Source organism: Amycolatopsis balhimycina FH 1894 (assembly GCF_000384295.1).
GTDB lineage: Bacteria > Actinomycetota > Actinomycetes > Mycobacteriales > Pseudonocardiaceae > Amycolatopsis > Amycolatopsis balhimycina.
The window spans coordinates 9,687,302-9,700,073 of record NZ_KB913037.1; the positions used below are offsets into that span (position 1 = coordinate 9,687,302).

A 12,772-nucleotide genomic window follows, 5' to 3' on the forward strand; every position below is an offset into this window, starting at 1 on the left:
TCCGGCATCCGAACCCGGCGAAGGCCGCGAAGGGGATTACGAAGACTCGCCTCGAACCCGACGGCGTGCGGAGTGAGACTGTGACCCAGATCGCTTCCTGGGCCTACTACGACTGCTTGGGTGGCGACGCGATCGCCACGCTCCTCAATCGGGACTTGGCCAACCACCCGCCGCCCGTGCCGCCGGGACCGGAGCGAGCGCGCGGGGCGTGGAGCCGCTCCAGCGTCTACGACATCCTCCGCAACCCCAAGTACACCGGCTACCAGGTCTACAACCGCCGCGCCACGCGGTCACGCCACGGCAAGGTCAACGACCCGGTGAAGTGGGTCTGGTCGCTCGAGCCCGCCCACGAGCCACTGATCCCGAAGTGGATGTACGACGAGCTCACGGCTCGCAGGCAGGCCAAGAAGGGCTCTCGCGCCGGCGGTGACCGCAACGTCCACCCCCAGACCAAGCGGACCTACCTGTTCCGCGGGATGCTGTTCTGCTCGTGCGGGAGACGGATGATCGGCGTACCGCGGCACGGCAAGTCGTACTACCTGTGCCGACCGAGCAACACGAACCGAGGTCGGCCGGACAAGTACCTCGGTCACGAGAAGGCGCTGTACTTCCGTGAGGATGCCGTCCTCGACGCCGTCTCCAGGTTCTTCGCCGACCGCGTGTTCGGCTCGGACCGCCGGGCGATTCTCGAGACCGAGCTGGCGGGCGTCGATGACCAGGCCGATCGCGATCGAGAGGCGGAGGCTCAGCGGCTGGCCAAGGCCCTCGACGAGCTGACCAAGAAGCAGAACTCCATCCTGCGGCAGGCCGCCGACGGTGATCCTGATGACCCGTTCACGAAGGCCCTGAGGGGCCGCTACAACGAACTGGAACAGCAACGGGCGGGTGCGGCGAGTGCGCTGGCCGACCTCAAACAAGCTGGCGGAGCCACAGCAGCCAAGCCGACAGCTGAGGACAAGGGCCTGATCGATGCGCTCCCGTACCTGGCCCTGAACCTGGCGACGGCACCGGAACGGCTGCTGCGGACGCTGTTCGAGGTCACGCAGCTGACCATCCGGATTGACGCTGGCGGCGATCGTGCGACACTGGAGATCACACTTCCCGAAGATCAGCTGCCGGACATCACCGGCGCAGCGGAAAGGATCACCGAGGAGATGCTCTCGCAAGGAACGCCCAGCGGGCGGCCTTGTGAGGTTGCTGTTCGTGCCCCCGGAGAGATTCGAACTCTCACTGGACGGGTTTTGAATCCGTTGCCTCTGCCAGTTGGGCTACGGGGGCGCGACGTGGTGACTCTACGGGATCACCTGACCCCGCCCGCGCTCGGGGCTGGGGACCGCTGTGTCGCGCTGGCCACTACGTGGTGAACGCCATCTCTTCGACTGGATCGTTCCCGGTAGGCTTCAAGTTCGCGGGAAAGCCGCGAAAACCGAACGTCCCGCCAAGTCTTCAGGAGGACCCCGGTGACCGATCAGGCTACCGAGGCCAACGGTGCTGCCACCGTGCCGCAGCGTCGGGTGCTCGTCGCGGAGGACGAGGCGCTCATCCGGCTGGACCTCGTCGAAATGCTGCGTGAAGAGGGTTATGAGGTTGTCGGTGAGGCAGGTGACGGCGAACAGGCCATCGCGCTGGCCACCGATCTCAAGCCTGATCTCGTGATCCTCGATGTCAAGATGCCCAAGCTGGACGGCATCGAGGCCGCTTCCAAGATCACCGGCGACCGGATCGCGCCCGTCGTCATCCTCACCGCCTTCAGCCAGCGGGATCTCGTCGAACGTGCTCGGGATGCCGGCACCATGGCCTACCTTGTCAAGCCCTTCGCGAAGCGTGACCTCGTGCCTGCCATCGAGCTCGCCGTCAGCCGGTTCTCCGAGCTGCAGGCGCTCGAGGCCGAGGTCGCCGGGCTCACCGACCGGCTCGAGACGCGGAAGGTCATCGACCGCGCCAAGGGGCTGCTCATGAGCAGGCAGGGGCTCACCGAGCCCGACGCCTTCCGGTGGATCCAGCGCACCGCGATGGACCGCCGGACCACGATGAAGGCTGTCGCGGAAGCCGTCGTGGAGAGCATCGGGAGCTGACTCCCAACCACGAAAGCGGGGGTTCGGCCACGGCCACCCCCGCTTTTGTGACGCTCCGGGTGCCCGAATGGGCGTACTTGGTACCTTTGCGCACCTTCTCGGCGTGGTCTGGCGTCATGATCGAAGCCGGGTCCGTAGACTCTGCACACCTTGAACCAGGCGTCAAGGGGGCGGTCTGCGGGCTGTTGCGCACCGAGAGTCACGACCCGCTGGTCTGCTTACGACAAGCGGGTGTAAATCATACGTTAATACTCGTGACGACCGTCACGATGTGGCTACAAGAGCGCGTGTGACTCTGTGCAACGGCCCCCGAGGCGGCTACTTTCAGCGGCCAGTCAGGTCCCACGCCGGGACAGCCGCCCGACCGGGCGGCCAGGTGGCATTTGGAGGAACGAGTGCAGAAAGCACGACTTGCGAGGGTCATCGTGCTGGCCAGTGTCGGGGCCATCGCCCTCAGCGCGTGTTCGGCACGGACAGACAGTGGCTCGGGCAGCAACAGCTCGAGCTCGCAGTCCCAGGCCGCGGCCCCGTCCGCCGCAGCCGACGCGGCCGACCCGGCCGGCGACGGCAAGGCGCAGTGTGCCCCTACCTCCATCGCGTACGCGGGCACGATCAACGGCGCCAACGCCGCGCTGGGCCAGAACATCCTGAACGGCGCGAAGCTCGCCGTGGACCAGCACAACAAGGCCAACCCGGGCTGCCAGGTCAAGCTGGAGCAGTTCGACACCGAGGGCACGCCGGACAAGGCGCCCGGCATCGTGACGCAGATCGTCAACACGTCGGCGATCATCGGCGTCGTCGGCCTGCCGTTCTCCGGTGAGTCGAAGGCCGCGGGCAACATCTTCAACAGTGCGGGCCTGGTCACGGTGACCCCGTCGGCGACCAACCCGACGCTGAGCCAGAACGGCTGGAAGACCTTCTTCCGCGGTCTGGGCAACGACAACACCCAGGGCCCGGCCGCCGCGAAGTTCATCACCGGCGACCTCAAGGCCAACAAGGTGTGCGTCATCAAGGACGACTCCGACTACGGCACGGGCCTGGCGGCTTCGACCATCAAGGCGCTCGGCGACAAGGGCACCTGCCAGGACAGCGTCAAGACGAAGCAGACCGACTTCTCGGCCGTGGTCAACAAGATCAAGAGCGAGAAGCCGGACGCGGTGTTCTACTCCGGGTACTACCAGGAAGCCGCGCCCTTCGCGCAGCAGCTGAACGACGCGGGCGTCAAGGCCAAGTTCGTCGGCCCGGACGGCGTGAAGGACGACGAGTTCGTCAAGGGTGCCGGCGAGGCCGCCGCGAGCGCGTACTTCACCTGCCCGTGTGTCCCGGCTGACCAGTTCACCAAGTTCACCGACGCCTACAAGGCCGCGGTCGGCAAGGACCCGGGCACCTACTCGCCCGAGGCCTACGACCTGGCGACGATCCTGCTCAAGGGCATCGACTCGGGCAAGAAGGACCGCGCCGGCCTGCTCGACTTCGTGAAGAGCTACGACGGCCAGGGCATCACCAAGCACTTCAAGTGGGACGACAAGGGCGAGCTCTCCAGCACGACCGTGTGGACCTACAAGGTCGAGGGCGGGAAGATCGTCCGCAACACCGAGATCAAGTAGCGCAACGCTTCCGTTCTGATTACCGGGGTGCACGTCCGGCGGCTCGATCCCGCCGGGCCTGCACCCCGGTCCCACATGGAGAACTAGTGTGTCATTGACTCATGATCTGAGCTCGCTCGTCCTGGCCCAGGGCGATACCTGGATCAAGTTCGACGTGAGCGCGTTCCTGGACCAGTTCTGGAACAACACGTTCGACGGGCTCGCCTACGGCAGCATCTACGCGCTCGTGGCGCTGGGCTACACGCTCGTTTACGGCGTTCTGAAGCTCATCAACTTCGCCCACTCCGAAGTCTTCATCTACGGCGTCTACGCGACGTGGTTCACCTTCTACGGCCTCGGGTTCCGGCCCGGCAACACGCCCACGCTGTCGGTGGTGGAACTGGTCGGCTTCCTGCTGCTCGCCCTGCTGGCGTCGATGGCGGTTTCCGGGGGCACGGCCGTGATCCTGGAACGGGTGGCCTACCGTCCGCTGAGAAAACGCGGGGCACCCAAGCTGGTGTTCCTGATCACCGCGATCGGCGCGTCGTTCGTGCTGCAGCAGCTCATCTTCATCTGGCGCCACGGCAACCCGGAGCTGGGCATCCGCCTGATGCGCAACGAAGAGGTCTTCACGCTCTTCGGCGGCAGCGTCACCAACGTCACGATCATCACGGTCATCGCTTCGATCGTGCTGATGCTGGCCGCCAACTACTTCGTCAACAAGACCAAGTTCGGGCGCGGCATCCGCGCGGTGGCGCAGGACCCGGACACCGCGACGCTGATGGGCGTGAACAAGGAACGCGTCATCATGCTGACCTTCCTCATCGGCGGCCTGCTCGCCGGCGCGGCGGCCCTGTTCTACATGATGAAGATCCCGCAGGGCGCGTGGTACCAGGGCGGCTTCCTCCTCGGCATCAAGGCGTTCACGGCGGCGGTGCTCGGCGGGATCGGCAACCTGCGCGGCGCGCTGCTCGGCGGCCTGCTGCTCGGCGTCGTCGAGAACTACGGCCAGTCGCTGTTCGGCGGCGGCTGGCGCGACATCGTCGCGTTCGTCCTGCTGGTGCTGGTCCTGATGATCCGGCCCACCGGCATCCTCGGTGAGTCGCTCGGAAAGGCCCGGGTATGACGACGACCACGACTCCTCCGGCGGCGCCTGCCGTCCGGAAACGCTCGCTCAGCGAGCGGTGGAACAACCTCAGCCGCGTGCAGCAGTGGGTCGTCCTGATCCCGCTGGTGGTGCTCATCTACTTCCTGCCGGTGCTGAACCCGCCGATCCTGACCACGCAGCCCGGGTACGACTTCCCGATCGCGATGTTCGAGGTGGCCCGCTACGCGCTGGTCGCCATCGGCCTCAACGTCGTGGTCGGCCAGGCGGGCCTGCTGGACCTCGGGTACGTCGGGTTCTTCGCGATCGGCGCGTATGTGATGGCGCTGTTCACCAGCCCCGACTCGTCGCTGTCGCACCTGCCGTTCCTCGTCGTGCTGCCGATCGCGATGGCCGTCACGATGGTCTTCGGCGTGATCCTCGGGACGCCGACGCTGCGGTTGCGCGGGGACTACCTGGCGATCGTGACGCTCGGGTTCGGCGAGATCGTCCGCCTGCTCGCCGACAACGTCGGCCCGCTGCGCGGCAACTCCGGGTTCAAGGAGGTCGGGCACCCGCCGGGCACGAACGCCGACGGGTCGCCGCTGTTCAACAACTCGAACGGCATCCCGTGGTACTGGCTGTGCGTCACGCTGATCATCGCCGTGCTGTTCCTGGTCGGGAACCTGGAGCGCAGCCGGGTCGGCCGCGCGTGGGTGGCCATCCGGGACGACGAGGACGCGGCCGAGATCATGGGCGTGCCGACGTTCAAGTTCAAGATCTGGGCGTTCATCAGCGGTGCGGCGATCGGCGGCCTTTCCGGGGCGCTCTACGCCGGCCAGCTCGGCTTCGTGAACAACCAGAAGTTCGACGTCGTCACGTCGATGCTGTTCCTCGCCGCGGTGATCCTCGGCGGCTCGGGCAACAAGGTCGGTGTCATTCTGGGCGCGTGTGTGGTGGCCTACGTGCCGCTGCGGTTCCAGGCGATCGCCGAGTACAAGTACCTGATCTTCGGTCTGGCGCTGATCATCCTGATGATCTTCCGCCCGCAGGGCCTGCTCGGCGCACGCCAGCGGCTGCTGGCCTACGGCAGGCAGGCGTACCAGCGCCTGCTGGGCCGGGGCGAGCAGATCAGCAGTGACGGTGCGCTGCAGACCGAACCGACCCCGGGGAGCAAGCCATGACCGACCCCCAGAACGGCGGCCCCGAGGTCACCGCCGAGGGCGGCATCGTCGCCGAGCTGCAGCACATGTCGGTCGAGGAACGGGCCGAGCACGACGCCGAAGTCGCCGAGGTCGTCGCGCCGGACCGCGACATCGACGTCGAGGTGGGGCAGACGCTCCTCGAGGTCGACGACGTGACGATGCGCTTCGGCGGTCTCGTCGCGCTGGACCAGATCTCCTTCGACATCCGCCGCGGCGAGATCCTCGGCCTGATCGGCCCCAACGGCGCGGGCAAGACGACCTGCTTCAACGCGATGACCGGCGTTTACCGGCCGACGTCGGGCGAGGTCCGGCTCGAAGGCAAGGCGCTGGGCAAGGCGTCGCGGCACGGCATCACCCAGCTCGGCATCGCCCGGACGTTCCAGAACATCCGGCTCTTCGCCGAGATGACCGCGCTGGAGAACGTCGTCGTCGGCACCGACGCGCGGCACAAGACCAGCCTGCTCGGGGCCTTGGTGCGCTCTCCGCGGCACCACCGCGAGGAGAAGGCCGCCGTCGAGAAGGCGATGGCCCTGCTGGAGTTCGTCGGCATCGCCGACCGGGCGGCCGACCGGGCGAAGAACCTGCCCTACGGCTACCAGCGGCGCCTGGAGATCGCGCGGGCGCTGGCGACCGAGCCGAAGCTGCTCTGCCTGGACGAGCCCGCGGCGGGCTTCAACCCGGCGGAGAAGGAAGATCTGATGGGCCTGATCCGGACGATCCGCGACGACGGCTACACGGTCCTGCTCATCGAACACGACATGAAGCTCGTGATGGGCGTGACCGACCGGATCGTGGTGCTGGAGTTCGGCAAGAAGATCGCCGAAGGCGTGCCGGCCGAAATCCGCGAGAACCCCGCGGTGATCGCGGCCTACCTGGGGGTGCCTGACGATGACGTTGCTTGAGTTGTCGGACGTGTCCGTCCACTACGGACGGATCCAGGCGGTCACCGGGCTGTCCATCACGGTGAACGAGGGCGAGATCGTCACGCTCATCGGCGCGAACGGCGCGGGCAAGTCGACGACGATGCGGGCCATCTCCGGGATCCGGCCGATCTCCTCCGGGAAGATCACCTTCGCCGGCGAGGACATCTCCAAGCTGCGGGGTGACCTCCGCGTGGTCCGCGGGATCTCCCAGGCACCGGAAGGCCGGGGCATCTTCCCCGGTATGACGGTGATGGAGAACCTCGACATGGGCGCGTACGCGCGCAAGGACCGCAAGGACCTCAGCGCGGACCTGGAGCGGGTGTTCGAGCTGTTCCCGCGGCTGGCGGAACGCAAGACCCAGCTGGGCGGCACGATGTCCGGCGGCGAGCAGCAGATGCTCGCCATCGGGCGCGCCCTGATGGCGAAGCCGAAGCTGCTGCTGCTGGACGAGCCGTCGATGGGGCTCGCGCCGCAGTTCATCCAGCAGATCTTCCGGATCATCACGGAGATCAACAAGCAGGGCACCACGGTCCTGCTGGTGGAACAGAACGCGCAGCAGGCGCTGTCCCGCGCCCACCGGGCGTACGTGCTCGAAACCGGCCGGATCACCAAGTCCGGCACCGGCAAGGAGCTGCTGGCGGACAACAGCATCAAGGAGGCCTACCTGGGCGTCGGCTGACATCCGGGCAGGCTCGCCACCGGCCCCGTGCGCTTCGGCGTGCGGGGCCGGTTTGCGTCCGGAGTCACAACCATCGGTTGTCGGCGGCGCCGGAACGGCTGTTGGACCCGCCCGGCTCCCCGGCGGTTTGCTTGGGGGGAACCGGAAACGAAGGAGTGCGGGATGGGCGAGATGGTCGAGGGTGTGGCGGCTGGGGTGCCGTTCGTGGCGGTGCCGCCGGCGGACCCGGACGCGCCGGCGGCGCTGGTGGCGGGCTGGCACCTGATGGACGTGCCGGCCAGTGAACGGGCGATGGCCGAGGCCGTGCCGATGGCGGGCCTCCAGGCCTGGCGCGTGTACTTCGGGCTGCCACTCTCCGGGGCGCGGCTGCCCGAAGGCGGTCCCGAAGAGGTCTTCCGGCGGGCGAGCGAGGACGCCGTCCTGAACGTCTTCGAGCCGGTGACCGAGCAGGCGGCGGGCGAGTTCCCGGCCGCGCTGGCGGAACTGCGCGACCGGCTGCCGGGCGCGACCGGGCCGCTCGGGGTGTTCGGCGGCTCGGCCGGGGCGATCGTGGCCCTGGAGGTGCTGGCGCGCGGGGACGCCGGGATCGCGGCCGCCGCGGTGGCCAGCCCGGTCGTCCAGCTCGCGCCGATGATCGCCGCCAACGAGCGGCGCTTCGGGGTGACCTACTCGTGGACCGAGCGGTCCCGCGCGGTCGCGGCGCGCTACGACTACGTGGACCGGGCCGGCGAGCTGACCGCGCCGCTGCTGCTGGTCACCGGCGCGGACGACGACGTCGCCGTGCGGGAGCCGGCGCAGGCGCTGCGCGACAAGCTGGGCGCCGAGCTGGTGGCGGTCGGCGGGATGGCGCACGAGTTCCCGCCGGGGACGCCGGCGGCGGCCCGCGTCGACGCGGCGTTCACCGAGTGGTTCGCGCGGCGGTTGCGAGGCTGAGGTCGTCGGCCGGCAGCCAGGCGTGGTCCGGATCGTAGGCGCACCAGTCCTCTTCGCGGCTGGTGCGCCCGGCCACGGCCAGCAGCCGGCGCAGCGCCGGGTGTGCCTTCCCGCGCCGCCAGATCAGCGACCACGGGAACAACGGTGACGGCTCGAACGGCAGGACCTCGAGGTTGAGGTCAGGGGCCAGTTCCATGTCGGCGCCGGCCAGCGTGACGCGCCGCTTGCCGTACCGCGTCTGCTCGAGCGTGTGCCGCAGGTCGTAGCTGACGCCGGAGTCGTCGATCGGCACGGCGAACTCTTCGCACAGCTCTTTCAGGTAGGACAGCCATTCGGCGGGGCCGCTGAGCCCGGGCAGCCAGATCCCGTCGGCGCGCAGCTCGTCGAGCCGCAGCACGTCCTGCCCGGCCAGCGGGTGCTCCGGCGCGAGCAGGGCGACCAGCGGCTCGAGCCGGACCGGCCGGTGCTCCAGCTCGTCCGGCAGCGGCCGCCCGCAGCCGGACACCCGGCCGAAGGCGGCGTCGAGCTCGCCGGACAGCAGCGGGTCGATCGCGTTCGCGAACCCGCGGCCGGCGACCCGGTCGATGCGCAGCCCCGGCTCGTGCGCGGCGAGCCGGCGAAGCAGGTACATGGGGGAGAGCCGGTGGTCGACGAGGTCGAGGCGCAGTGGCCGGTCCTCGGCACCCATCGCGGCCACCGCGGCGTCGGCCACCCGTAGCAGCTCGCGCGCGTGCGGGAGGAACCGTTCGCCGTCGGCGGTCAGCTCGACCGAGCGGGGCGTGCGCAGGAACAACGGCGTCGCGAGGGCGTCTTCGAGCTTCCGGATCCGCTTCGACAGCGCCTGCTGGGTGAGGAACAGCGCCTGGGCGGCCCGCCCGAAGTGCCGCTGCTCCGCGGTCACCACGAACGCCCGGACCTGGGCGACGTCGAGGTCCACGGGGCTCAGGCGCCCGGCGGGCGGTCCCGGACGACGCAGGTGAGCCGGGCGGTGCAGGTGCGGCGGCCCTCGTCGTCGGTCAGCACGATTTCCGCGGTGATGGTGCCGCGCCCGACGTGCAGGGGCGTCGCCACGCCGGTGACGGTGCCCGACCGGACGGCCCGGTGGTGGGTGCAGGACAGCTCAAGCCCCATCGCCGCGCGACCCGGGCCCGCGTTGAGCGCGGCGACCGTCGAGCCCAGCGCCTCGGCGAGCACGGCGTTGGCGCCGCCGTGCAGCAGGCCGTACGGCTGGAGGTTGCCCTCGACCGGGATCGTGCCGACGACGCGTTCGGCGGTGGCTTCCAGGAGCTTCATGCCGACCTTGTCGTTCAGCTGCTGGTCCGCGGCGGCCGGATCGATCCCCGACAGCCGGTCCACGTCGATGGGGGCGGCACTTTCCGTCACACAAAGCTCCTGTTCCTATGCGACACGTAAGAGTGTCGGACCCTCAGCCTAGACTCGGGCCCGTGAGCCCGAGTGAGAAGACGACCGTTGCCAACGCCACAGGAAACACCAGCCTCGCCGAGCGGCCGAAGCTGCTGCTGATCGACGGCCATTCGATGGCCTACCGCGCGTTCTTCGCGCTGCCCGCGGAAAACTTCAAGACGAAGACCGGGCAGGTGACGAACGCCGTCTTCGGCTTCACCTCGATGCTCATCAACCTGTTGCGCGACGAAGCGCCGACCCACCTGGCGGTGGCGTTCGACCTCTCGCGCAAGACGTTCCGCTCGGAGACCTACGCCGACTACAAGGCGAACCGCAGCGCGACGCCGGACGAGTTCCGCGGCCAGGTGGACCTGGTCAAGGAGGTCCTCGACGTGCTCGGCATCCCGTCGCTGGTCAAGGAGAACTTCGAGGCCGACGACATCATCGCCACGCTCACCACGCAGGCGACGGCGGACGGCTTCGACGTCCTGATCTGTACCGGCGACCGCGACGCGCTGCAGCTGGTCACCGAGCACGTCACCGTGCTCTACCCGAAGCGCGGCGTTTCGGAGATGACCCGGTTCACCCCGGACGCCGTGGAGGAGAAGTACGGGCTCACCCCGCGGCAGTACCCGGACTTCGCCGCGCTGCGCGGCGACCCGTCGGACAACCTGCCGAGCATCCCCGGTGTCGGCGAGAAGACCGCGGCCAAGTGGATCAGGCAGTTCGGCTCGCTCGACGACCTGATCGACCGGGTCGACGAGGTCAAGGGCAAGGTCGGCGACGCGCTGCGGGCGCACCTCAGCTCGGTCCAGCTCAACCGCCAGCTGACGGAGCTGATCCGCGACGTCGAACTGGAGATCGCCCCGGCCGGGCTGGAGCTGCGCCCGTGGGACCGCGAGGCGGTGCACGCGCTGTTCGACGAGCTGGAGTTCCGCGTGTTGCGGGACAGGCTGTTCGCGACGTTGCAGAGTGCCGAGCCGGAGGCCGACGAAGGCTTCGAGGTGTCGGGCGAGGCGCTCGCGCCCGGTGCGCTGGGCGCGTGGCTCGCCGCGCACGCGGGCGAGGGCCGTCCGGTGGCGCTGGCCTTCCGCACGGTGGGCACGTCGGTCCGGTCCGACCTGCGCGCGGTCGCCTTCGCGGCGGCTGACGGCGAAGGCGCGTACGTCGACGTCACGGCGATGGACCAGGCCGACGACGCGGCGCTGGCCGCGTGGTTCGCCGACCCGAAGATCCGCAAGACCGGTCACGACCTCAAGGTCCCGCTGCACGCGATCCGCGCCCGCGGCTGGGCGCTGGCCGGGCTGGAGATGGACACCGCGCTGGCGGCGTACCTGGTACGGCCCGGGCAGCGCACGTTCGAGCTGGACGACCTCGCCCTGCGCTACCTGCACCGCGAGCTGCGCTCGGAGACCGACGGCGGCGACGGTCAGCTGTCGCTGCTCGACGGCGGCGCGGAAGGCTTGGAGCAGAAGGAGATCCAGGAAGAGCTGGTCAAGGCCCGCGCCATCTTCGAGCTGGCCGGCGCGCTCGAGAAGGAGCTGGAGCAGATCGGCGGCGCGAAGCTGCTCGCCGAGCTGGAACTGCCGCTCCTGGAGGTCATCACCGAGCTGGAGATCGCCGGCGTCGCCGTCGACCTCGAGCAGCTGACGACACTCGAAGCGCACTACCTTTCGCGGGTCACGCAGGCCGCAGAAGAGGCGTACAGGGTGATCGGCAAGCAGATCAACCTCGGCTCGCCGAAGCAGCTGCAGGTCGTGCTGTTCGACGAGCTCGGCATGCCGAAGACCAAGCGCACCAAGACCGGCTACACCACCGACGCCGAGGCGCTGCAGGGCCTGTTCGAGAAGACCGAGCACCCGTTCCTGCAGCACATGCTGGAGCACCGCGACGCGACCAAGCTGCGCACCACCGTGGAGGGGCTGATCAAGTCCGTCGCCGACGACGGGCGCATCCACACCACGCTGCTGCAGACGATCGCGGCCACCGGGCGGCTGTCCTCGACCGAGCCGAACCTGCAGAACATCCCGGTCCGCACCGAGGAAGGCCGCCGCATCCGCGACGCCTTCGTCGTCGGCGAGGGCTTCACGGAGCTCATGACCGCGGACTACAGCCAGATCGAAATGCGGATCATGGCGCACCTCTCGCAGGACGAGGGCCTCATCGAGGCGTTCAACAGCGGCGAGGACCTGCACACGTTCGTCGCGTCGCGGGCGTTCTCGATGCCGCCGGAGGAGATCACGCCGGAGCTGCGCTACCGCGTCAAGGCGATGTCGTACGGCCTCGCGTACGGGCTGTCGGCGTACGGGCTTTCGCAGCAGCTGCGGATTTCCACCGAAGACGCCAAGTCGCAGATGGAGGCCTACTTCGACCGCTTCGGCGGGGTGCGCGACTACCTCCACTCGGTCGTCGGCGTCGCGGCGAAGAACGGCTACACCGAAACGGTCTTCGGCCGCCGCCGCTACCTGCCGGACCTCAACAGCGACAACCGCCAGCGCCGCGAAATGGCCGAGCGCATGGCCCTCAACGCCCCGATCCAGGGCAGCGCGGCCGACATCATCAAGGTCGCGATGCTCAACGTCCACCGCGAGCTGGTCAAGGCGAAGCTGAAGAGCCGGATCCTGCTGCAGGTCCACGACGAACTCGTGCTCGAAGTCGCCGACGGCGAGCGGGACGAGCTGGAGAAGCTCGTGCGCCAGGGGATGGGCTCGGCGTATGACCTCGCGGTGCCGCTGGAGGTTTCGGTCGGCTACGGCCGGTCCTGGAACGACGCCGCGCACTGACCGGGTGCCTACTCAGCGCCACGACCCGGATCACCGGGTCGTGGCGCCGAAGTACTCGGGCGGACGTCGTCGGGGCGCGTCGCCGCGGCGACGCTGGGAG

The 12,772-nt window shown here is 68.9% G+C and carries 10 protein-coding genes, 1 tRNA gene and 1 pseudogene; 9 read left to right on the top strand and 3 right to left on the bottom strand.

All coding sequences use genetic code 11. The features are described 5' to 3' along the window. Positions 1–80: 80 nt before the first annotated feature. Positions 81–581 (top strand): annotated as a pseudogene (locus A3CE_RS60030) (recombinase family protein); the annotation flags it as partial. A gap of 623 nt (positions 582–1,204) precedes the next feature. Here A3CE_RS60030 and A3CE_RS0144685 read toward each other — a convergent pair. Next, positions 1,205–1,278: transfer RNA gene (locus A3CE_RS0144685), tRNA-Leu, on the bottom strand. 182 nt (positions 1,279–1,460) lie between these two features. Here A3CE_RS0144685 and A3CE_RS0144690 point away from each other — a divergent pair. From A3CE_RS0144690 to A3CE_RS0144720, 7 genes are all read left to right on the top strand, one after another. Further along, positions 1,461–2,075, top strand: a complete 615-nt coding sequence (locus tag A3CE_RS0144690) for an ANTAR domain-containing response regulator (RefSeq protein WP_020646628.1) — start codon at positions 1,461–1,463, stop codon at positions 2,073–2,075. A 425-nt stretch (positions 2,076–2,500) separates the two neighbouring features. Further along, positions 2,501–3,682 (top strand): branched-chain amino acid ABC transporter substrate-binding protein, encoded by a 1,182-nt coding sequence (locus tag A3CE_RS0144695; protein WP_020646629.1) that lies wholly within the window; start codon positions 2,501–2,503, stop codon positions 3,680–3,682. Positions 3,683–3,770: 88 nt separating this feature from the next. Continuing rightward, complete coding sequence (locus A3CE_RS0144700; protein ID WP_026469467.1) at positions 3,771–4,787, top strand: branched-chain amino acid ABC transporter permease; 1,017 nt, start codon at positions 3,771–3,773, stop codon at positions 4,785–4,787. Continuing rightward, on the top strand, positions 4,784–5,929 hold the full coding sequence (locus tag A3CE_RS0144705; RefSeq protein ID WP_020646631.1) for a branched-chain amino acid ABC transporter permease: 1,146 nt from the start codon (positions 4,784–4,786) through the stop codon (positions 5,927–5,929). The genes A3CE_RS0144700 and A3CE_RS0144705 overlap by 4 nt, the downstream gene beginning before the upstream one ends. Next, entirely contained in the window at positions 5,926–6,852 is a 927-nt protein-coding gene (locus A3CE_RS0144710; protein ID WP_020646632.1) for an ABC transporter ATP-binding protein, read from the top strand. Before A3CE_RS0144705 ends, A3CE_RS0144710 begins: the two co-directional genes overlap by 4 nt. Beyond that, on the top strand, positions 6,839–7,552 hold the full coding sequence (locus A3CE_RS0144715; RefSeq protein WP_026469468.1) for an ABC transporter ATP-binding protein: 714 nt from the start codon (positions 6,839–6,841) through the stop codon (positions 7,550–7,552). The genes A3CE_RS0144710 and A3CE_RS0144715 overlap by 14 nt, the downstream gene beginning before the upstream one ends. A gap of 162 nt (positions 7,553–7,714) precedes the next feature. Next, positions 7,715–8,485, top strand: coding sequence for an alpha/beta hydrolase family protein (locus A3CE_RS0144720; protein ID WP_020646634.1), 771 nt, complete (start codon positions 7,715–7,717; stop codon positions 8,483–8,485). Here the strand turns inward: A3CE_RS0144720 and A3CE_RS0144725 are convergent. Both A3CE_RS0144725 and A3CE_RS0144730 read right to left on the bottom strand, forming a co-directional pair. Beyond that, entirely contained in the window at positions 8,451–9,422 is a 972-nt protein-coding gene (locus A3CE_RS0144725; RefSeq protein WP_020646635.1) for a LysR family transcriptional regulator, read from the bottom strand. The two genes, A3CE_RS0144720 and A3CE_RS0144725, sit on opposite strands and share 35 nt — an antisense overlap. A 5-nt stretch (positions 9,423–9,427) precedes the next feature. After that, positions 9,428–9,868, bottom strand: a complete 441-nt coding sequence (locus A3CE_RS0144730) for a PaaI family thioesterase (RefSeq protein WP_020646636.1) — start codon at positions 9,866–9,868, stop codon at positions 9,428–9,430. Positions 9,869–9,930: 62 nt separating this feature from the next. Between A3CE_RS0144730 and polA the strand changes: the two genes are divergently transcribed. Continuing rightward, positions 9,931–12,672: a DNA polymerase I gene (polA, locus tag A3CE_RS0144735; protein WP_020646637.1), complete on the top strand. Its 2,742-nt coding sequence runs from the start codon at positions 9,931–9,933 to the stop codon at positions 12,670–12,672. Positions 12,673–12,772: the final 100 nt, after the last annotated feature.

Excerpts from the sequence above, each read along its gene's own strand:
- A3CE_RS0144705 (WP_020646631.1), top strand. The coding sequence starts at position 4,784 with ATGACGACGACCACGACTCCTCCGGCGGCGCCTGCCGTCCGGAAACGC.
- A3CE_RS0144710 (WP_020646632.1), top strand. The coding sequence starts at position 5,926 with ATGACCGACCCCCAGAACGGCGGCCCCGAGGTCACCGCCGAGGGCGGC.
- A3CE_RS0144715 (WP_026469468.1), top strand. The coding sequence starts at position 6,839 with ATGACGTTGCTTGAGTTGTCGGACGTGTCCGTCCACTACGGACGGATC.
- A3CE_RS0144720 (WP_020646634.1), top strand. The coding sequence starts at position 7,715 with ATGGGCGAGATGGTCGAGGGTGTGGCGGCTGGGGTGCCGTTCGTGGCG.